This is a genomic window from Spirosoma luteolum, from assembly GCF_054778875.1.
This window is the reverse complement of sequence record NZ_BAAGZE010000003.1, coordinates 352,980-373,971: the sequence shown is the minus strand read 5'-3', so window position 1 is coordinate 373,971 and position 20,992 is coordinate 352,980. Positions and strand designations below refer to the sequence as shown.

The 20,992-nt window shown below is 58.0% G+C and carries 19 protein-coding genes; 13 read left to right on the top strand and 6 right to left on the bottom strand.

Annotation, left to right across the window (positions count from 1 at the left end; genetic code table 11):
- Nucleotides 1-40 precede the first annotated feature (40 nt).
- The 3 genes from lpxA (at nt 41) to ACYVAC_RS04200 (ending at nt 2,501) form a co-directional block, all read left to right on the top strand.
- Entirely contained in the window at nt 41-838 is a 798-nt protein-coding gene (gene lpxA, locus ACYVAC_RS04210) for an acyl-ACP--UDP-N-acetylglucosamine O-acyltransferase (protein WP_461096328.1), read from the top strand.
- A 106-nt stretch (nt 839-944) separates the two neighbouring features.
- Nucleotides 945-1,565, top strand: a complete 621-nt coding sequence (locus ACYVAC_RS04205; protein ID WP_461096327.1) for an ABC transporter ATP-binding protein — start codon at nt 945-947, stop codon at nt 1,563-1,565.
- 183 nt (nt 1,566-1,748) lie between these two features.
- A complete protein-coding gene (locus ACYVAC_RS04200) occupies nt 1,749-2,501 on the top strand; it encodes an SDR family NAD(P)-dependent oxidoreductase (protein ID WP_461096326.1) in 753 nt (250 codons plus the stop codon).
- Nucleotides 2,502-2,624: 123 nt separating this feature from the next.
- Here ACYVAC_RS04200 and ACYVAC_RS04195 read toward each other — a convergent pair whose 3' ends face one another.
- Both ACYVAC_RS04195 and ACYVAC_RS04190 read right to left on the bottom strand, forming a co-directional pair.
- Complete coding sequence (locus ACYVAC_RS04195; RefSeq protein ID WP_461096325.1) at nt 2,625-2,945, bottom strand: nucleotidyltransferase domain-containing protein; 321 nt, start codon at nt 2,943-2,945, stop codon at nt 2,625-2,627.
- A complete protein-coding gene (locus ACYVAC_RS04190) occupies nt 2,945-3,421 on the bottom strand; it encodes a nucleotidyltransferase substrate binding protein (RefSeq protein ID WP_461096324.1) in 477 nt (158 codons plus the stop codon). The genes ACYVAC_RS04195 and ACYVAC_RS04190 overlap by 1 nt, the downstream gene beginning before the upstream one ends.
- A gap of 543 nt (nt 3,422-3,964) precedes the next feature.
- Here ACYVAC_RS04190 and ACYVAC_RS04185 point away from each other — a divergent pair.
- The 9 genes from ACYVAC_RS04185 (at nt 3,965) to ACYVAC_RS04145 (ending at nt 16,484) form a co-directional block, all read left to right on the top strand.
- Nucleotides 3,965-4,342, top strand: a complete 378-nt coding sequence (locus ACYVAC_RS04185; protein WP_461096323.1) for a MerC domain-containing protein — start codon at nt 3,965-3,967, stop codon at nt 4,340-4,342.
- Between the two features lie 9 nt (nt 4,343-4,351).
- Nucleotides 4,352-4,834, top strand: coding sequence for a hypothetical protein (locus ACYVAC_RS04180; RefSeq protein WP_461096322.1), 483 nt, complete (start codon nt 4,352-4,354; stop codon nt 4,832-4,834).
- 26 nt (nt 4,835-4,860) lie between these two features.
- Nucleotides 4,861-7,329 carry a TonB-dependent siderophore receptor gene (locus ACYVAC_RS04175; RefSeq protein ID WP_461096320.1) on the top strand — a complete coding sequence of 823 codons (2,469 nt, stop codon included), beginning with the start codon at nt 4,861-4,863 and terminating at the stop codon, nt 7,327-7,329.
- Nucleotides 7,330-7,332: 3 nt separating this feature from the next.
- Entirely contained in the window at nt 7,333-8,781 is a 1,449-nt protein-coding gene (locus ACYVAC_RS04170; RefSeq protein WP_461096319.1) for an ABC transporter permease, read from the top strand.
- 1 nt (nt 8,782) lies between these two features.
- Entirely contained in the window at nt 8,783-10,135 is a 1,353-nt protein-coding gene (locus ACYVAC_RS04165; protein ID WP_461096318.1) for a DUF3526 domain-containing protein, read from the top strand.
- 15 nt (nt 10,136-10,150) lie between these two features.
- Nucleotides 10,151-10,852 (top strand): ABC transporter ATP-binding protein, encoded by a 702-nt coding sequence (locus ACYVAC_RS04160; RefSeq protein WP_461096316.1) that lies wholly within the window; start codon nt 10,151-10,153, stop codon nt 10,850-10,852.
- Between the two features lie 398 nt (nt 10,853-11,250).
- A complete protein-coding gene (locus ACYVAC_RS04155) occupies nt 11,251-12,684 on the top strand; it encodes an alpha-L-fucosidase (protein WP_461096315.1) in 1,434 nt (477 codons plus the stop codon).
- Nucleotides 12,685-12,686: 2 nt separating this feature from the next.
- Nucleotides 12,687-14,675: an SUMF1/EgtB/PvdO family nonheme iron enzyme gene (locus ACYVAC_RS04150; protein WP_461096314.1), complete on the top strand. Its 1,989-nt coding sequence runs from the start codon at nt 12,687-12,689 to the stop codon at nt 14,673-14,675.
- A 150-nt stretch (nt 14,676-14,825) separates the two neighbouring features.
- Nucleotides 14,826-16,484 (top strand): beta-N-acetylhexosaminidase, encoded by a 1,659-nt coding sequence (locus ACYVAC_RS04145; RefSeq protein WP_461096313.1) that lies wholly within the window; start codon nt 14,826-14,828, stop codon nt 16,482-16,484.
- Nucleotides 16,485-16,507: 23 nt separating this feature from the next.
- Here the strand turns inward: ACYVAC_RS04145 and ACYVAC_RS04140 are convergent, their stop codons facing one another.
- From ACYVAC_RS04140 to ACYVAC_RS04125, 4 genes are all read right to left on the bottom strand, one after another.
- Nucleotides 16,508-17,212 (bottom strand): LytR/AlgR family response regulator transcription factor, encoded by a 705-nt coding sequence (locus ACYVAC_RS04140; RefSeq protein WP_461096312.1) that lies wholly within the window; start codon nt 17,210-17,212, stop codon nt 16,508-16,510.
- Nucleotides 17,209-18,303, bottom strand: coding sequence for a sensor histidine kinase (locus ACYVAC_RS04135; RefSeq protein ID WP_461096311.1), 1,095 nt, complete (start codon nt 18,301-18,303; stop codon nt 17,209-17,211). The genes ACYVAC_RS04140 and ACYVAC_RS04135 overlap by 4 nt, the downstream gene beginning before the upstream one ends.
- A 70-nt stretch (nt 18,304-18,373) precedes the next feature.
- Complete coding sequence (locus tag ACYVAC_RS04130) at nt 18,374-18,835, bottom strand: GNAT family N-acetyltransferase (RefSeq protein WP_461096310.1); 462 nt, start codon at nt 18,833-18,835, stop codon at nt 18,374-18,376.
- Nucleotides 18,836-18,842: 7 nt separating this feature from the next.
- Complete coding sequence (locus ACYVAC_RS04125; RefSeq protein ID WP_461096309.1) at nt 18,843-19,367, bottom strand: MarR family winged helix-turn-helix transcriptional regulator; 525 nt, start codon at nt 19,365-19,367, stop codon at nt 18,843-18,845.
- Between the two features lie 243 nt (nt 19,368-19,610).
- Between ACYVAC_RS04125 and ahcY the strand changes: the two genes are divergently transcribed.
- Nucleotides 19,611-20,921, top strand: a complete 1,311-nt coding sequence (gene ahcY / locus ACYVAC_RS04120) for an adenosylhomocysteinase (RefSeq protein ID WP_461096308.1) — start codon at nt 19,611-19,613, stop codon at nt 20,919-20,921.
- Nucleotides 20,922-20,992: the final 71 nt, after the last annotated feature.

The following is a 20,992-nucleotide window of genomic DNA, read 5'->3' as shown; positions in this document are numbered from 1 at the left end:
ACAAACGACAAACCACGAACGACAAACGCTCCGAACAACAATGATTCAGCCATTAGCCTATATCCATCCGGAAGCGAAAATCGCGCAGAATGTGGTGGTAGAGCCGTTTGCCATCATCCACAAAGATGTTGAGATCGCCGAAGGGACCTGGATCGGGTCGCACGCGGTTATCAACGAGGGTGCCCGGATTGGCCGTAACTGCAAAATATATCCCGGGGCGGTGATTTCGTCGACCCCGCAGGATCTGAAGTTTAAGAACGAGTACACGCGGACATTTATCGGCGACGGCACGACCATTCGGGAGTATGCTACCATCAGCCGGGGTACCGAAGAGCACTGGAAAACCGAAATCGGTACCAACTGCCTGGTTATGGCCTATGCCCACATTGCCCACGATTGTCGCATCGGTAATAACTGTCTGGTTATCAATAATGTGCAGATGGGTGGCCACGTACACATGGGCGACTGGGCCATCATTGGCGGATCGAGCTCGGTGCACCAGTGGGTGAAGATCGGTGCCCACGCCATGATTTCGGGCGGGTCGCTGGTGCGTAAAGACGTGCCCCCCTTCACCAAAGCCGCCCGCGAGCCGCTCTCCTACACGGGCATTAACTCGATCGGGCTGCGTCGGCGCGGCTTCGAAAATGATCAGATCAATCAGATTCAGGAAATCTACCGCTACATCTACCTTCGGGGCCTCAACAACGCTGACGCCCTGACGCAGATTGAACTCGAACTGCCGCCGTCTGACGAGCGCGACGAGATTGTGAACTTCATCCGGTCGTCGGAGCGGGGTATCATGAAAGGCCCGGCTTCGAGCGGTGGCGACAGAGAGTAAGGTATTTTACTGTATTCGGTATGGTGTTTACGGTAATGAATGCACACGGGCAGCCACCAGGCAATAGACCGCTGTAAACTGTATACCGAATACCGTACTACACCATATGCAGATTAAAGCCGAACAGCTGGGGAAAAAATACCGCCGGGAGTGGATCGTACGCCGGGTCGACCTGACGCTGCGGGCGGGTGAGAGCTATACGTTTGTGGGGCCCAACGGCAGCGGCAAATCGACGCTGCTGCAACTGCTGGCGGGCAACCTGCCCCATACCGAAGGCACCATCACCTACACCCGGGCAGGACGCGTGGTCGAGCCCGACAACTGGTTTCGACTGGTAAGCGTGGCGGCTCCGTACCTGGAGCTGATCGAAGAAATGACGCTGGCTGAGTTGCTTACTTTTCACCAGACCTTCAAGCCATTCCGGCCGGGTCTGCATGTCGATGAGGTGATTGACCGCCTGCGACTGCCCCACGCGCGGCATAAGGAAATCAAGTACTACTCGTCGGGTATGAAGCAGCGGGTGAAGCTGGGCCTGGCCTTCTTTGCCGATGCCCCCGTTGTCATTCTCGACGAGCCCACGGCCAACCTCGACCGGCAGGGCGCGGCCTGGTATCACGAACAGGTACAGCAGCTAGGCCCGGATCAGCTATTACTCATAGGCTCCAACCAGCCCGATGAATACGATTTCTGTCCCAACGTGATGGACGTGATGCGGTGGAAACAGTAGCGACACCTCCGGTTCTGAACAGTCAGGCGCCCGATCAATACGATCGGGCGCTTTTTTGTCGGGCCGGGCTTGGCGTACAGCACTAGTCGGGTCGGCAGGAACCGGAACTCTCCCCTGATTCGATAGACTTATTCATAACCATTGCCGAAGCACCGTGTTCTATTGCTGAAAACAACGCGAAGTATGGAACATTCACTGGCAGGTAAAACAGCGCTGGTTACAGGCGCAGCGTCGGGTATTGGCAAGGCCGTTGCACTTCTTTACGCCCAACACGGCGCCAACGTACTGGTTTCGGATCTGGATGCCGAAAAGGGGCAGGTCGTGGTGGAACAGATCAAGGGAATGGACGTGCAGAGCCATTTCGTACTGGCCGATGTAAGTGACCCCGCCGAGAGTGAACGGCTCGTCAACGAGGTAGTAAACCGGTATGGCCGGCTCGATATCGTCTGCAACAACGCCGGTATCGGGGGTGAGCAGAACAAAACAGGCGATTACAGCCTGGAGAGCTGGCAAAAGGTCATTAACGTAAACCTGAATGCCGTTTTCTACGGCATGAAATACCAGCTCACCCAGATGATGAAGCAGGGGGGCGGCACCATTGTAAACATGGCCTCGATACTGGGACAGGTCGGTACGCAGCTGTCGCCGGCTTACGTGGCTGCCAAGCACGCCGTGGTAGGTCTCACCAAAGCGTCGGCTCTCGAATATGCCGCGCACAACATCCGCATCAACGCCGTGGGGCCGGCCTACATCGACACCCCGCTGCTGTCGGTGCTGCCCGACGACGCCCGGCAGGGGCTGATTGCGCTGCACCCGATCGGGCGGCTGGGCAAATCGGAAGAAGTGGCCGAACTGGTCATCTGGCTCTCGTCGCCCAAAGCCTCGTTTGTCACCGGAGCCTATTACCCCATCGACGGAGGCTATCTGGCGCAGTAGTCGGCAAATAGAGTTAGCTAGAACGAGCAGGTCCATGGGCCTGCTCGTTGTGTTTGGTTGGCTACGGGCAGCAGATGCCGTTTTCGATCCTGTACTCCCCTCTGTTCGTTTCGCCAGAATTGGTTAGTACGATGGGGCAACGGATTCATAAAAAACGGTACCGACTCGCGCTATGTGCTCTTTCAGGTCTGTATGTTGAATGTAATGGTCGATCGAAACGTCGATTTTGTAAGGCAGCAGCAAATCATCAATTTCATTCTCAATGCGGTATAAAATTGACATGGTCAGCGTAGAGCCTTCCAGGCAGAGGTCGATGTCAGACCCCGTACGAAAGTTGCCTTTAGCTCGTGAACCATACAGGATAGCCCGGTCAATCTGAGGGTAGCGCTTAAATACCCGCTGTAGTGCCCTTACCGCACTATCGGGCAATCCAGAAGTCATCATCAGAATAAGCCTGTTTGTGTACCCGTCTTTTTCTGTTCCATAACGTTTTGGAAATGGAGAAACGCAGGATGATAGAAATCCAAGATATGGAGAAAAATCTCGTCGGCCGTAGCCTGGTTGTAGGTGTGCGAGGTTTTGTTTCTGCTGGCGATCATGGCCATCCAGACTTCGCCATTGTCAAGTAGCCCGGTAGAAAAAGCTTCTCGGGTTGCGTCTCTGGATCCGTATATAGGCGTTGTCCCTCTGTCCATGAGAAAGTCCTTCATAACGTTCCAGGCCAGTTCATGGGTGTATTCAAACCGCTGAATAAGGCCTTCCTTTATGAGTTCGTCCGCATCGTCGAATAGGTCTTCCTGCAAAACGTCGTTTCTATAATACGTTGCCTTTATGCGGGTTACGGCCTGATCGAGTTTGGCAAACGCTCTGTTATAATTGGCAAATCGCTGTTGCCAGCGGATATCCTGATGAGCATCCATAACTAGGGTTCTTATGTTTCGGCGTTGACTGCTTCAGAACGCGTTGGGATATGGGCATAACTGGCAGGTCAGTATCCAGCAAAAATACGGTTCGTAAACCGCAACCCACTGACTAGCCGAATTTTTGCTCTTTATGTCAGACGTACAGGCAACGTACGCCAAATTTTAGACAGTATTTTGTGCCCTTTGTGAACGGGTTACTACGAGGCTGCTTGCTCGGTGATAAATCCTTCTACCTATCTGGCTCGCCCGGCAAAACAAACAAAGTAGCCGAGCCCGTCACCTGGCTGTTATTGCCAAAAGCCTCGTTTGTTACCGGCGCCTAGTACCCCATCGACGGAGGCTATCTGGCGCAGTAGTCGGCAAATAGAGTCAGCTAGAACGAGCAGGCCCATGGGCCTGCTCGTTGTGTTTGGTGCTGATTCGCCAGCGCTGGCTCAGTTTACCCTACCGGCCGAATGTTCGATACAGCGCATTGCTCGTCTCGACTGATTAGTTATATTTGCAACATTGTTGCATAAAAGCCTCGTCACAGTCTATTCCATGAAGCTACTTTTCCCTGCCCGCTACGCCGACTATGTGGGTATCACGGGCTCAGTTTTGTGCCTGATCCACTGCCTTATCACGCCAATACTAGTCCTTACGTCCACCCTGTTGAACCACGACACGCTGCGAGTCGGCCTTGTCAGTCTCGATTACGTGTTCATCGGCGTCAACATACTGGCCGTCTGGTCGGCGTCGCGCCACACCTCCCCCGCCATTGGCTGGGCACTCTGGGCGTTCCTGGCCCTGTTCAGTGCAGCCCTGCTGGCCGAGTCGTACCACCCCCTGTTTGCCTACCTGGCCTACGCGGCATCGCTGGGCCTGGTGATTGCCCACCTGGCCAACATCCGCTATTGTCGCAGTCATCACCGCCATTAGGTTTATCCCATGCCCATTTATGCCCTTTCCAGCCCAGCCTGTATCTGTATAGCTGGTGGCCTGCTGGCAGGTCTGTTGAGTTGTTCGTCGGCCACCGACGCCAGTCGTGACCCGCTGCTCATCGAAGCGGCCCAGTTTCACCAGCAGGCAACGGCAATCCAGGCGCTCGTCGAGCCCCGGATCGAGCAGATCGACTCGATTCGGCAGGTGTTACAGGCCCGGCAGACGCCGGCAGCAGTCGCCCGGATCGCCACGCTCGACAGCCTGAAACAAGCGTTCGAGAGCTGGGAAGAAAACCTGGTGGAAGTACCGGGCATGCCGCACAACCACACCCATGAAGCGGACCCGGGCAGGCAGACGCATCACCACCACCATGCCGATGCGACGCTGAAAGACCTGCCCGCCGGACATATGCGTGACCTGCAGCGCGAAATGCTCAACAACATCCGGCAGATTCAGGCCCGGCTGGATGCCGTCACCAAAGCCGACTAGCGCTTCTCTTGCTGAACACAACCTATATGAAACAGTTATTTACCATCCTATTGATTATCAGTTCGTTTTCCGCACAGGCACAAGCCATTACGGGAACCGTGCTCGACGCCCAGACCGGGAGCCCAGTAGCGGGGGCTACCGTAAAGCTCCTCAGTGCCAATGCAGGAACCACCACCGACAGCACGGGGAAATTTGCGCTCGATGCGCCGGCTACGGGTACGTTGCAGGTTTCGTTTATCGGTTTCAAAACCACCACAGCAAAGGTTCGCGAGCGTTTTTTTACAATTGAACTTGTACCCGAAGTGGCAGAGCTTCAGACCGTCGAGGTGGTGGGGCGCGTGGCCAGAGACTATAATAGCGACTACTCCTTTTCGGCCACGAAGATTGCCGCGCTCAACAAGGATGTTCCCCAGTCGATCGGCACCGTAACAAAAGAGCTGATGGCCGACCGGCAGGCCTTTCAGCTGGCCGATGCCGTGAAGATTGTCAGTGGCGTAACGCCATCGAGCTTTTACAACCAGTACGCCATTCGGGGCATCAGCCAGAACGAAGAAGGCCAGATTATCAATGGCATGCGTACCCGGCAATATTATTTTCTGCAGCCACTGACCACCAATATCGAGCGGGTCGAGGTACTCAAAGGACCTGCCAGTGCGTCGTTTTCGTCGGTCGATCCGGGGGGGAGCATCAACCTGGTGACCAAAAAACCACTGGCCGTTAATCGGAAAGAAGTAAGCCTGAGCGCGGGCAGTTTCAGTACCCTGCGAGGCACGCTCGATTTTACGGGGCCGCTGAATGCCAGCAAAACCCTGCTCTATCGCGTCAACGGAGCCTATCAGGAAGCCCGTAGCTACCGCGATCTGGTGCGTAATAATGCCCTACTGGTATCGCCTTCGTTTTCCTACATTCCCAACCCCAAAACGGCTCTCAACGCCGAGCTGATTCTGAGCCGGGCCAGCGGTAACCTCGACCGGGGCCAGCCTATTTTCGGGGCCGTGGCGGGTCAGACCAATCTCAACAGTACACCCATCGGCCTGAACCTGGGGGCCAGCAACGATTTTTTTAACGCGAATGAACTGATCGTCACGGGCAACCTGGCCCACAAGTTTACCGACCGGATCAGCGCCAGCGTGACCTATATGAAGCAGACCTGGCAGGAAGATTTGCAGGAACACCGTACCACCAATGCGTTTCCGGTTGACCTGACCAATAAGCCAGTCACGTCGCTGGCCGCCATGCAGTTTGTGCAGCGGAAGCAGTTCTGGACTGTCGACAACCTGAACGCGTACGTCAATTTTAACGTCAGCACCGGCCCAGCCACGCACGATCTGCTGGTGGGCTACGACCTGTCGGACTGGCAGAAACGGAAAGGGGGCGGTCAGAACGCGGCCCGGGGTTTTCTGCTGCGGGATGGTTCTGTTGCGGGTTCGTTTGTGCTGGCCAACGCAGCCAATTACCAGACCGTTACAGCAGGGGGTGTCACGCTGCCCCGGCCTAACGTGCCTTATTTCGACCTGACTAACCCCAGCTACACCATTCGTAACATCAATGACTACGTACTGAACGCCCGCACACCCCTCCCGGCAGCACTCACCACCACCAACGCCGTTTATGTGCAGGAGCAACTCCGCTGGAACAAACTCCGGCTGTTGCTGGGGTTGCGCTACGAGTCGTTTCGGGACATCACCAACTACCAGTCGCCCGGCGAATCGTCGTTTACTAAAGCCGCCCTACTGCCCCGCCTGGGTCTGACGTATTCGCTCACGCCTAACCTGAACCTCTACGGCACGTACCTGGAAGGGTTTCAGGGGCAGTCGAACACCGTGTCCCTTTTGCCGAACACAAGCAGTTTTTTCAGCACCGCCAAATCGGCCAACCTGTTCGAGCCGCTGCGGAGCGACCTGAAAGAAATCGGGGTTAAAGCGCAGGTACTGGGCGGTCGCGCCAGTCTCAACGCAGCCGTGTACGAGATCAACCAGCGCAACCTGCTACTCAACGCCAACCTGCCCGCTTTTCCCGACTCGCTGGTAACACGCGGGGCCGAACGCAGCCGCGGTTTCGAGATGGATGTAGCCGGGTATTTGCTCCCCAACTGGCAAATCAATGCCTCGTACAGCTACATCGACGCTGTGATTGTAAGCGATAACGAAGCCAGTCTGGTGGGGGCCCGCAAGCAGAATACACCCCGCCACAGTGGTAACCTCTGGACGCGCTACAACTTCACGCCCAATTCGGCGCTGAGCGATCTGGGCATTGGGCTGGGTATGCAGTATAGCGGCAGCAAAATTCCGTGGTTCTCCCGTGCCTTCGAGGTGCCAGCCTACACGCTGTTCGACATGGCCCTGTATTATACCCCCGCCAAAAGCAACGTCCAGGTGGCTCTCAACATCAATAACCTGACCAACCGCACTCACTGGGTGGGGGCTCAGAACTATCTGCGGCTATTCCCCGGTGCTCCACGCAGTACGATGCTGACCCTGACTTACCGCTTCTAACGCATGACGCTTCGAATTGAACGACTCATTGCCCGCCATGTTTGGGTGACGACCTTTGCCAACCGGGCCGTTGCCGGGCTGCTCATCGGCATGGGCCTCCTGCTGCTTTATGCCGCCATAACGGGGTGGGTCACCTTTCGGCAGCAGAACGAAACCGGCCAGAAGTACCAGCAACGGGCCCGGCAAGACTGGCTGAGCAACCCCGACAAACACCCGCACCGCATGGCGCACTACGGCCACTTTGCGTTCCGGCCCAAAGCCCCGCTGAGTGTGTTCGATTTCGGGATGGAGAGTTTTCTGGGCAACACCATTTATCTGGAAGCGCACAAACAAAACAGCACCAACTTTTCGGAGGCCGGCTTTTCGACGGGCCTGCTCCGGTTTGGCGAAATCAGCATGGCCATGGTGTTGCAATTGCTGGTACCGCTGCTGCTGTTTTTTGTGGGTTTCGGCACGGTAGCCACCGACCGCGAAACGGGCACGTTGAAACTCCTGCTGAGTCAGGGGGTAAGCTGGTGGCAGTTACTGGTTGGCAAGAGCCTGGGGCTGATGGCCGTCATGCTCACGCTGTTTCTGCCCGCGATGGTCATCACGGCTCTGCTCTCGCTGGGTTTGCAGACAGACGGTATTAGCCTCGATCAGACCATCCGGCTGGTACTCCTGCTGGGAGTGTACTTTCTGTACCTGTCGTTTTTCTGTGTCATTGCCGTGCTGGTATCGGCGCGGAGCCAAACGGCCAAAACGGCCCTCGTGTCGCTTATTGGCCTTTGGCTGATGCTCACCCTGGTACTGCCCAGAGCCTCGCAGGCGCTGGGGTCATACCTGTACCCGGCCCCTTCGAAGACAACGTTTCTGGCCGACATTCAGGCCGACGTGCTACGGGAAGGCGACAGTCATAATCCCGGCGATCCCCATTACCGAGGCTTCCGGGATTCGGTGCTGACTGCCTACGGCGTGGATTCGGTGGGGCAGCTGCCTGTCAATTACAGCGGGCTGGTGATGGCCGAGGGTGAAAAAATAAGCGCCCGCCTGTATAACACCCATTTTAACCGGTTGCTGGCGATTTATGAGCAACAAAACCGGTTTACCAAAGCCGTATCGTTTATCAATCCGTATCTGGCCATTCGGAATCTGTCGATGGCGCTGGCCGGTTCCGACTTCGCTACGTATGTCGATTTTCAGCGCCAGGCCGAACAGTACCGGTATGGCATGGCGCAAACCATGAATGACCTGCAGATTCGGCTGATCAGCAATGCTAAACCAGCCCCTGGCAGTAAGCCGCTCCGGATCGACCATACGCACTGGGAAGAAATGCCAGATTTTAGCTACCAGTCGCCCCACCTGGCAAGTGTACTGGGCCACGAAGTGGTTTCGCTGCTGGCCTTTGTTTTCTGGTTGGTGCTCCTCCTGGTGCTGATCTGGCGATTATCCAATACACTAACCGTTGTCTGACATGAGCCGTTTGGCTTTTACTCACTTTATCCGGGCGGGCAGCACCCGTATTGGGCTCGCTCTGCTGCTGGCCATCGGCATCATCTCACTGCTGGTGGGCAGGCAGTTCGCCCAACGGCAACAACAGGCTGTTGCCGACGTGGTGCAGGTACAGCGCACTGACTTTCCCCGGCAGGCAGCTGTACACCACGACGATCTGGGGTTGTTGCTCTACTACCTGAAATTTGCGGTTGTCAACCAGATGCCCCCGCTGACGGCCCTGGCAATCGGGCAGCGCGACGTCAATCCGTCGGTACAAAGCGTGACGATCCGGGCGCTGGAAGGCCAGAAGTACGACGCCGACCTGACCAATCCTGCCAATCTGCTGCTGGGTAACGTCGATCTGAGCTTTGTGCTGATCTACCTGGTGCCGCTGCTGATCATTGCCTTTACGTATGCCCTTATTTCTGATGAGAAGGAAACCGGCACCTGGGCGATGGTTGCCGTTCAGAGCCGGCATCTGCTGGGTTTTGTAGGGCGGCTTTTCCTGATTCGGCTACTGGTGCTGCTGGCCCTGCTGCTGGTCCTGGGCGTACTGGCCGTTGGCCTGCTGGCAATTCCGCTGGATGGTGCGTCAGGGCTTTTTCTGGGTACGGCGGTGGGGTATACGCTGTTCTGGTTCAGCATTTGTTTCTGGGTCGTGTCGCTGCAGCGCCGTTCCAGCACCAATGCCATGCTGTTGCTGGATATCTGGCTGCTGCTGCTCGTGGTGCTGCCTGCGGGTATCAATACGTTTCTCATAGCCCGTTATCCGGTTCCTGAAGCGCAGGCAACTACGCTGGCGCAGCGGAAGGGCTATCACGAAAAATGGGATCTGGACAAGATGGCCACGCTCACAAAATTCTACAGCCATTACCCGCAGTTCAGGCAGATACCCGTTGCCGCCACCACCACCGACTGGCGGTGGTACTACGCCATGCAACAGCTGGGCGACGACGAATCGGCCGGGTTGGCTGGCAAACTGAAACAAAAGCTACAGCAGCGCGAACAGGCCAGCCTCGCTGTGGCCCGGTTTATTCCATCGCTGCATACCCAGCTTCAACTGGGCGAACTGGCCCACTCCGGGCTGGGTAATCAGCTTCGTTTTCTGGATTACGTAACCCGCTTCCACGAAGCGCGTCGCCTGTATTTTTACCCCAAAATTTTCACGAATGCCCCGGTGTCGGCCGAGCAATGGGCGGCTATCGAAGTCGACACGTTTGTCGATTCGACACCGGTGAGCCCGGCTGCCGTGCTGGCTCCGCTCTTGCTGTACAGTGCGCTCTTTCTGGGATTGGGCTGGTTCCAGCTCCGCCGAACACTTTATCAACTGTAAACGCCGACAAACCCTATGCTGCAGGCTATTCAACTGACCAAACAGTACGCGCCGGGTCAGTCTCCCTCGCTGAACGCCCTGAATTTAACCGTTCGGTCTGGCGAAATCTATTGTTTGCTGGGCCAGAATGGGGCGGGCAAAACCACGACAATCAACCTGTTTCTGGGCTTTCTACAACCCACCGCCGGGCAGGCGCTCATCAATGGTCTGACCGTGGCCGGGCACCCACAGGAAACGAAGCGACTGCTGGCTTACCTGCCCGAAACGGTTATGTTGTACCCGACGCTGACGGGGCTGGAAAACCTCGACTTTTTCGCTCAGCTGGCCGGCTTTCGTCACACAGTCGATGAGCTACGTGCCCTGTTGAGCCACGCCGGTCTGCAGGCCGAGGCCCATGGCAAACGGGTCGGTACCTACTCGAAGGGTATGCGTCAGAAAGTGGGTATCGCCATCGCGCTGGCCAAGCAAGCCAAAGCGCTGCTGCTCGACGAACCCACGAGCGGTCTCGACCCTAAAGCCAGCAATGAGTTCTCAGAGATTCTGACGAGCCTGGCTCAATCAGGTACCGCCATTCTGATGGCTACGCACGATATTTTTCGGGCGCGCGAAGTCGGTACACGCATCGGGATTATGCGGGCCGGTCACTTGGTCGAATCGCTGGATGCCCGCGACCTGACCGCCAATGAACTGGAAGCCATCTATCTGCAAACTGTGTGAGCGTATAAACCGAACGATCCGACTGCCCGATACGCATCAACCGGAAGGTTGTCATGCAGCTACTGTAACCGGCGAACACGTCGTCGGGCCGGGGCTGATTGTGCTGCGGCCGATCGGGCGGCTGGACAAATCGGACGAAGTAGCCGAGCCCGTCACCTGGCTGTTATTGCCAAAAGCCTCGTTTGTTACCGGGGCCTGTTACCCCATCGACGGAAACTCGTGATACGTACGGCATCGATGAACGCGCGGATCAGCGCAATGGAAACGCAAGCGGGGCACGGCACACTTCGTTTAGCATCATACAAAGAAGGAATTAGGATAAACGAGCCAATTGCCGAACGATCGGGCAGGGATACGCATCAACGCCTACTTTTGTGGGTCTAATCGTTCCTATATCCATGACTTACCGTACCGGGCTTACCGGGGCACTGCTCGCCCTGTCGCTGGTGGCTACCGCCCAGCAGCACTCCGAACAAAACCACAAAAACTACGTCTGGCCAACGGATGCAGCCGTCAAGCAGAAGCTGGGCGACTGGCAGGCCAAAAAATTCGGACTGCTCATGCACTGGGGCACCTATAGCGAACGGGGCATTGTGGAATCGTGGTCGCTCTGCCCCGAAGACGAGGGCTGGTGCGAACGCAAAGGCCCGACGGCCGGCAACTGGTACGAATACAAAAAAGGCTACGAAGCGCTGCAGACGACCTTCAACCCGGTCAAGTTCAACCCGGAGCGCTGGGCCGAGGCCGCCAAAGGGGCGGGGATGAAGTACATGATCTTCACTACCAAGCACCACGACGGGTTCTGTATGTTCGATACCAAACAGACCGACTACAAGATCACCGACACTAAAACCCCCTTTTCGAGTAACCCCCGCAGCAACGTAACGAAAGAGATTCTGGGCGCTTTCCGCCAGCAGGACTTCATGGTCGGCACCTACTTCTCCAAACCCGACTGGCACGTCGACTCGTACTGGTGGCCGTATTTCCCGCCCAAAGACCGCAACGTCAACTACGACCCCAAAAAGTATCCGAAGCTGTGGCAGCAGTTCAGCGACTTCACTTATAACCAGATCGAAGAGCTGATGACCGGTTACGGTAAGGTCGATATTTTGTGGCTCGACGGGGGCTGGGTTCGCCCCGCCAGCACCATCGATTCGAGCATCAGCTGGCAGCGCACCATTCCCTACAGTCAGGATATCAACATGGCGCGCATTGCGGCTATGGGGCGTAAAAACCAGCCCGGCCTGCTCGTGGTCGACCGGACGGTATCGGGCGAGTTTGAGAACTACGTGACCCCCGAGCAGCAGATTCCCGACCACTATATGCCCATTCCGTGGGAAACCTGCCTGACCATGGGCGATAGCTGGTCGTATATTCCAAAAGAGAATTTCAAGCCCGCTCGCAAACTGGTGCAGCTGCTGGTCGACGTGGTGGCCAAAAACGGGAATATGCTCCTAAACATCGCCCCCGGTCCCGATGGCGAATGGCACGAGGAAGCCTACACGCGGCTGAACGAAATCGGCGCCTGGATGCGGGTCAACAGCGAGTCGATCTACAACACCAAACCGCTGGCACCCTACCGGCAGGGGCAGTGGGCCTTCACCGAGAGTGCTACGGCGGCTTATGCTACGTATTTGCCCGCCGAAACCGAACAGCAGCTGCCCGAGCGGGTAAGCCTGCCGATGGGCAAAACCGGTAAGACCGTGACCCTGCTGGGCGTAAAGCAGCCGCTCAAGGTAACGAAGACGAGCACCGGCGTCACCGTACAGATTCCGGCCAGCGTGCGCAAACAACTGGCCGGTCAGCCGGCGTGGGTATTTAAGCTGGCCTGACGATGCGTATCGGACTGCTATTGCTGTTGAGTATCGGGAGCCGGCTGACCATGGGGCAGCCGGCTCCTTCGGTTGCGATAAAACTGGTCGACGTGCCGGCCGGGCGGTTCCACATGGGATCGGAGCGCGACGGCGAAGATGCCGACGAGCAACCTATTCACCGGGTACGGCTGACGGCCGGTTTCCGGATGAGTGCCACCGAGATCACCAACGCGCAGTACGAAGCCTTCGACCCGGGCCACCGGGCCCTGCGCGGCAAGCGGGGGTTCTCGACCGGCGACGATGAGGCCGTTGTGTTTGTGACCTATGCCAACGCGGTGGCCTTCTGCCAGTGGCTGAGCCAGCAGGCAGGTAAACCCTACCGGCTGCCCACCGAAGCGGAGTGGGAATATGCCTGCCGGGCGGGTACCGTAACCGATTTCAGCACGGGCAGTAGTTTGCCCGCCCGGTATCAGAAAAGCCAGAAGACCGACCGCGACCCCGTTGTGGTACCGCTCACCGTAGGGCAGTCGCCGGCCAACGCGTTTGGGCTGTTCGATATGCACGGCAACGTAGAGGAATGGTGCGCCGACTGGTACGGGCCCTACGCAGCAGGCGAGCAGACCGATCCGGCCGGCCGGGTCAGTGGCCTGTATCGGGTTACGCGCGGGGGCAGCCACGGTACGCCGGTACGGTACCTGCGTTCGGCCAACCGCTCGGCCATGCTGCCCGACGACCGGAGCTGGCTGGTGGGGTTCCGGGTGGTGCAGGCTGGCTCTGTAACCGGTCCGCGTTTGCCGGCCGAGTCGCCAACGGCCGTCATGCAGCAAGTGCGCCAACAGCCGGCTGTTTGGAAACCGATCGGCAAACCCGTGTTTATGCCGCCCATTCGCTATGTCAACAAGCCCGACTGCGACGCCGGGGTGCCGTTTTATGCCCACAACCACAGCCCAGCGCTCACATGGTGCGCCAACGGCGATTTGCTGGCGGCCTGGTTTTCGACCAACGAAGAGTCGGGTCGCGAAATGGCCATTCTGGCCAGCCGGCTGCGGGCCGGTCAGTCGGCCTGGGACGCCCCATCGACGTTTTTTCGGGTGCCCGACCGCAACCTGACCGGTACGGCCCTGTTCAACGATGGCCACGGCACACTGTACCACCTGAACGGACTCGAAACCGACGGCGACTGGCAGAATCTGGCCATGGTGGCCCGCGAGAGCCATGACAATGGCGCTACCTGGTCGGCACCACGGCTGGCCGATCCGGAGCATCAGCCGCGTAATCAGGTCATTACGGGTTTGTTTCAAACGCGCGAAGGCTGGCTCGTTCAGCCCGCCGATGCCCAGGCGGGCCCGACGGGAGGCACGGCCATTCACATCAGTAAAGACAAGGGACAGACCTGGACGAATCCGTATACCGGCACCGACACACCCCGGTTTCAGGGGGGTCAAACGGGGGGGCTGATCGCGGGGATCCACGCGGGCGTGGTGCAGCTGCGCGACGGCAGCCTGCTGGCGCTGGGCCGCAACGACGACATTGCCGGTCCCGACGGTGCCCTGCGCATGCCTATGAGCCGCTCGACCGATATGGGCAAAAGCTGGACCTACGAGCCGTCGCCCTTTCCGCCCGTCTGGAACGGACAGCGGCTGGTGCTGATCCGGCTCAATGAGGGGCCGCTGCTGCTGGTTTCGTTTACGCACCACCCCGATCAGCCCGCCGACCGCGAGCAGGGGATGCTGTTCACGACCCGGGCGGGTCAGTCGGTGCGGGGCTATGGTATGTATGCGGCTCTTTCCTTCGACGAGGGCCGGACGTGGCCGGTGCGCCGGCTGCTGACCGACGGCGTTGAGCGTTACCTGAACGGGGGGGCCTGGACGGGGGCGTTCCAGATGGATGCCACCCACGCTGAACCTAAAGGCTATCTGTCGATCACGCAGACGCCCGACAATCTCATTCACCTCATCAGCAGCAGCCAGCACTACCGGTTCAACCTGGCGTGGCTTCGGGGGGAGTGATGAGGGGAGTTATAAAGTTATGGCGTTGTCATGTTGTAGAGTTGGTGGGTTGGCGGGCAATGGTACTTGTCGGTTGTAGGATAGTATCATTTGGTGGTAACCGCTGAAATGACGACTATTGTAAAAAAATTTAAAAACCCTTTTCTGTTCATGAAATACGTCCTTACCTGTCTGGTTGGTTTGTTGCTGGTATTGCCCCGGCTGCAGGCCCAGACCCCCGCGCTGATTCCGCAGCCAACCCAGTTCGATGCGCAGAAAGGCGTTTTCACGCTGCCCGCCAAACCGGTTATTGCCGTTACGGGCAGTAACGAGGTTCGCGGCATTGCGCAGATGCTGGCCGATCAGTTGGCCAAAGCCACGGGCTACAAGCCGGTGGTAACGGTGGGCAATGCCACCAAAGGCATACTGTTCGTGACCAGCACCGATGCCAGCCTGGGTAAAGAGGGGTACAAGCTGACGGTATCGCCCACGCAGGTGGTGCTGACGGCGGCCCAGCCGCAGGGCTTTTTCTACGGCGTGCAGACGATCATGCAGCTGCTGCCCCCCGCCGTATTCAGTGCCTCGAAAGTGGCCAATGTTGCCTGGACCATGCCGGCCTGCACCATCGCCGACCAACCCCGTTACAGCTACCGGGGCTCCATGCTCGACTGTGGCCGGCAGTTCTATCCCGTGTCGTTTATCAAGAAATACATCGACCTGCTGGCACTGCACAAAATCAACACCTTTCACTGGCACCTGACCGAAGATCAGGGCTGGCGCATCGAGATCAAAAAGTACCCTAAGCTTACTCAGCTGGCGTCGATCCGGCCCAAATCGATGATCGGCCACTACTCCGATAAAACCTACGACGACAAGCCTTACGGCGGGTTCTATACCCAGGACGATATTCGCGAGGTGGTTAAGTACGCCCAGAAACGCTACATCACCATCGTACCCGAAATCGAAATGCCGGGTCACTCGGTCGCCGTGCTGTCGGTGTATCCTGAGCTGGGCGCCAACCCCGACCGCATGCTGCCCGTAGGAAGCATCTGGGGGGTGTATGATCAGGTGCTGTTTCCGCGCGAAGAAACCTTCACCTTCCTGGAAAACGTGCTGACCGAAGTAATGGACCTTTTTCCGGGTCAGTATATCCACATCGGGGGCGATGAGTGTCCTAAAATCGAGTGGAAGCAGAGCAAGTTCTGCCAGGACCTGATGAAGAAGGAAGGCCTGAAGGATGAGCACGAACTGCAGAGCTATTTTATCCGGCGCATCGACAAGTTCGTGACCAGCAAAGGCCGCCGGATCATCGGCTGGGATGAAATTCTGGAAGGCGGACTGTCGCCCAACGCTACCGTTATGAGCTGGCGGGGCGTATCGGGGGGCATTGCGGCCGCCCGGCAGAACCACGATGTCGTGATGACCCCGACCACGTACTGCTACCTCGATTATTACCAGGTCGATCCGAAGAAAGAAACTGTACCCGTGGCCATTGGTGGTTTCCTGCCACTGGAAAAAGTGTACGGCTTCAACCCGTCCGTAACCGACAGCCTCACCGCCGATCAGGCTAAGCACGTGCTGGGTGTACAGGGCAACGTCTGGACCGAATACATGCCGACCTCGGCTTACGTCGAGTACATGGTGTTTCCGCGGCTGATCGCCATTGCCGAAACCGCCTGGACCCCGCAGGTCAATAAAAATATGGAGTCGTTTAAGAAGCGGCTCGACACGCACAACAAGCGGCTCGACTACCTGAACGTTAACTACTACGGTGCGCCAATCAACAAAACTTTCGAGTACCAGATGCCCCGGCAGACGGCTAAAAAATAATCGGTACCGGCCAGCGCCCGTACTTATGGATTAGCTGGCCGGTACCGCTCAAAAAAAGCGCTTTCGTAGCTAATGCCGATCGGTATCGACTGGCCGGCCAGTTGAATGATCTTATTCCGGACGGCCTCGATCCGGCGCAGGGGTACGATAAACGAGCGGTGCACCCGCACGAAATCGGCGTCGGGAAGTTTTTGCAGCAGGGCTTTCATCGTCAGGCGGGCCACAATGGGGTGGCCGGTCTGGCGATGAATTTTTATATAATCGTCGAGACCTTCCACGTACAGGATATCGTCCAGCGGAACCTGATACAGCTTGTAGTCGGCCCGGATGTACAGGAACGGGTCGGGCACCCCATCGTCGGCCCGGTTTTGCCAGTGCAGTTGCTCCCGGGCCTTGTCGACTGCCTGCCGGAACCGGTCGGGCGTGAAGGGCTTCAGCAGGTAATCGACCGCGCTGAGGTCGAACCCCGTCACGGCATATTCGGCGTAGGCCGTCGTGAAAATCACCAGTGCTTTCTGCGGAATGGCCTTGTAGAAGTCGATACCCGTCATGGCGGGCATGTTGATGTCCAGAAACAGCAGGTCGATGGGTTCATGCGCCAGAAACGCCAGCGCTTCGTCGGGGCGGGTAAACGTTTTCAGCAGGTCGATGCCCGGTAGATGCCCGCAGAAGTACGTGATGATACGGAGGGCGGGGGGCTCGTCGTCGATGGCAATGGCGCGGATCATAGCAGATGCAGGTGTAAATCGACCGTAAACGCGTCGGGCTGGTCCTGAATGGTCAGCCGGTGGCGGTCGGGGTAGAGGAGTTGCAGCCGGGTGCGGGTGTTGTTCAGGCCGATACCGCCCACGTTTTCGTCGGACAAGGTCAGCCGCAGCTTTTTGTTGAACACCAGCAGGTGCAGCTCGCCGGCCTGTAGCCGCACGCTTACCGTAATGATCGACTCGGTGGCGGGGTTGACCCCGTACTTAAATGCATTTTCGACAAAGGAAATCAGAAGCATGGGCGCAATACGCAGCCCGGCCGCCGATCCCTCCACCGTGTACTGCACCGTGGCTGTGTCGTCGAGCCGGAGCCGCTGCAGGTCGATGTACTGCCCGATGTAGTCGAGTTCGCGCGCGAGCGGCACCCAGTCGCTCCCCGAATCGCGCGTTACGTAGCGCATAAACGACGACAGCTTGATGAGTGCGTCGGGCGTACGGACCGAGCCTTCGATGGCCAGCGCGTAGATACTGTTGAGCGTATTGAACAGAAAATGGGGGTTGATCTGGGCTTTCAGAAACGACAGTTCGGTTGCCATACGCTGCTGCTCGGTTTCGCGCCACCGCGCATTGATGGCCAGCGACAGGGTAACGAATATGCCCACCAGAAAGAGAAACAGCGCGTGGCTCAACTCGAAGCCGTAGTACGGCTTACCGGCGGGCGCGTTCGGTGGAAAACCGGTCGGGTGGGGGGGCGGCAGGGCGTCCGGCGCCGGAAAGGCGGGACGCGGTGGCGCCGGGTAATGCCCAAACCCGAAGCGGTCGCGCGCGGTCATCACGCCCATAATCACCACAAACCCCACCACCAGGCAAAGCCCGTAGCGCCCGTAGCGCTGCTCGAAATAGAGCCGCGGAATCAGCCGGTAGTAGTGGATGTAGAAGAAAACGAGCATCAGCCCGTAGCCAAGCAGGTTGGTGCGCTGGTGCGGATCGTGTCCGATCTGGGCCAGCTGACCGAACCCGTCGGGTGCAAAAACATAAGGCAGCATCAGAAACGCCACCGCGCCCAGCACATGCCGGGCAAGCTGGGTGGGGCGGTTCAGGGTGCGTGGTATCATCGTGACTTAAACCTACGAAACCCCGCCGGCCCTCCCAAGTCCGTAGCGGTCAGCAGGCCGATTGTGCCGGCTAAAACGTGATTTCCATCCGAATGTCGGCGCGGGCGTAGGGTGTTGGTACGCTCGCTACCTCCCGAAACCCGACACGACGGTAGAGCGCCAGCGCCGGGGCCAGCCGCCGGTTCGATTCGAGCCAGAGCGTCGGCACGCCCAGCTGCCGCACGTAGTCGATGGCGGCCAGGCACAACTGCTGGCCTACCCCCTGCCCCCGCACAGCGGGCGAAACGGTCATTTTGGCCAGCTCGAAGCCCGTTTCGCCCATATTCACAACCGCCACGCATCCCACAATGGCATCGTCAAGCCGGGCCAGAAAAATCTGGCCGTTGTTGGGCAGAATGTATACGTCGGGGTGATCGAGCTGTTCGATGTCGTGGGGCTCCAGGGTAAAATACTGCTCGATCCAGGCCGTGTTGAGCGCTTTGAAGGCGGGCTGGTAACGGGCTTCATACGGGATGATAGTAACGGTCGGCATAAGGGGATCAGGAGTTGGTAGACGCTGATGAATCGGGCTGACCAACCGGACCCTGCCGGGCCAGCTGGTCCTGCACGCGGTCGAAAAAACTGCGCTCGGCCAGCTGAGCCTCCATGTCGCCCAGCGAAAGCAGCAGGTTATGCGTTTGCCGGGCAATCATGTCGCGGTTGACGGCGATGAAGGCATCCCAGAGCGGCTGGAGCGTGGGCAGCAGGGCCTGTCCGGCTTCGCTGAGGCACAGCAGCCGCTTGCGTCCATCCTGCTCCGACCGGGCCGATACCACGAGCCCGCGCTTTTCGAGTTCGTTGGTAATCTGAATCACGGCCGGGTGCGACACGCCCAGCTGGCCCGCAATCGCCGTAACAGCTACCGGTCCCTGCCGGGCCAGCAGCATAAAGACCGTGGCCCAGCGTACGTCGAAGTCGACCCCAAAGGCGCGGTAGGTAGCCGTAACGGCCTGCCAGTAGGTATCGCTCAAACGCCGGAGCCGGCTGGCCAGGGCCAGTTCGGCCAGTTCAGCCATAAAATCCATAACTAGGTAAGGGATTACGTAAGTGCTTACATAAATAGCCGATTGCCCGAAAAAAAGCAAACGGCCGGCCAGAAAAAAGGGCGGTAACGCACCCTGACGCATGCCAGCGTGGGCAAAACGCGTACTTTATACCAAACGGTTAGCGTTTCTAGGCGGGATACTTTAATTTTGTACTTTACTAAGAAATCAAGCCTTTGCCGTACAGTTGCTTACGACTGGGCATCACGTTTCACGAATCAACCAATGCAAACCTCCACGTACGTACCTTACAAGGTTAAAGACATCGCCCTGGCCGACTGGGGTCGCAAAGAAATCCGGCTTGCCGAAGCCGAAATGCCGGGTCTGATGGCCCTGCGTGAGGAGTTCGGCCCATCGAAGCCGCTGCAGGGTGCCCGCATCGCCGGTTGCCTGCACATGACGATTCAGACCGCCGTACTGATTGAGACGCTGGTCGAACTGGGTGCTGATGTAACCTGGTCGTCGTGCAACATTTTCTCGACGCAGGATCATGCCGCAGCTGCCATTGCAGCCGCCGGTATTCCGGTCTACGCCTGGAAAGGCATGAATGAAGAAGAATTCAACTGGTGTATCGAGCAGACGCTGTTCTTCGGCGAAGACCGCCAGCCCCTCAATATGATCCTCGACGACGGTGGCGACCTCACCAACATGGTGTTCGACGTGTATCCCGAGCTGATCCAGGGTATCAAAGGCCTGTCGGAAGAAACCACTACGGGTGTGCACCGGCTGTATGAGCGGATGAAGAACGGTACGTTGCACCTGCCCGCTATCAACGTCAACGATTCGGTAACGAAGTCGAAATTCGACAACAAATACGGCTGCCGCGAGTCGCTGGTTGATGCCATCCGGCGCGCCACCGACCTGATGATGGCCGGTAAAGTGGCCGTTGTGGCTGGCTATGGCGACGTAGGTAAAGGCTCGGCTGAGTCGCTGCGGGGCGTGGGTTGCCGCGTGCTGGTGACCGAAATCGACCCCATCTGCGCCCTGCAGGCTGCTATGGACGGCTACGAAGTGGTACCGATGGATGAGGCTGCTACCCGCGCCAACATCTTCGTAACGGCCACCGGTAACGTCAACATTATTAAGGAGCGGCACTTCAAAGCCATGAAAGACAAGGCCGTTGTCTGCAACATCGGTCACTTCGACAACGAAATCGACATGGCGTGGCTCAACAGCGCCTATGGCAGCACCAAGAGCCAGATCAAACCCCAGGTCGACATGTACGAGATCGACGGTAAGGAAATCATCGTGCTGGCCGAAGGCCGGCTCGTGAACCTGGGTTGCGCCATGGGCCACCCCTCGTTTGTGATGTCGTGCTCGTTCTCGAACCAGACGCTGGCACAGCTCGAACTGTGGGCCAACTCGGAGAAGTACGAAAACAAAGTGTACGTACTGCCCAAGAAGCTCGACGAGAAGGTAGCTGCGCTGCACCTGGCCCACGTGGGTGCCAAACTGGAGCCGCTGGAGCAGGAGCAGGCCGACTACATCGGCGTAACGGTCGACGGTCCGTTCAAATCGGAAATGTACCGCTACTAGGGTATTGTTTCCACTGGTCTGCTGAGACCGGTACAGGGCGCGGCTTCGGAAACGGAGCCGCGCTTTTTTTA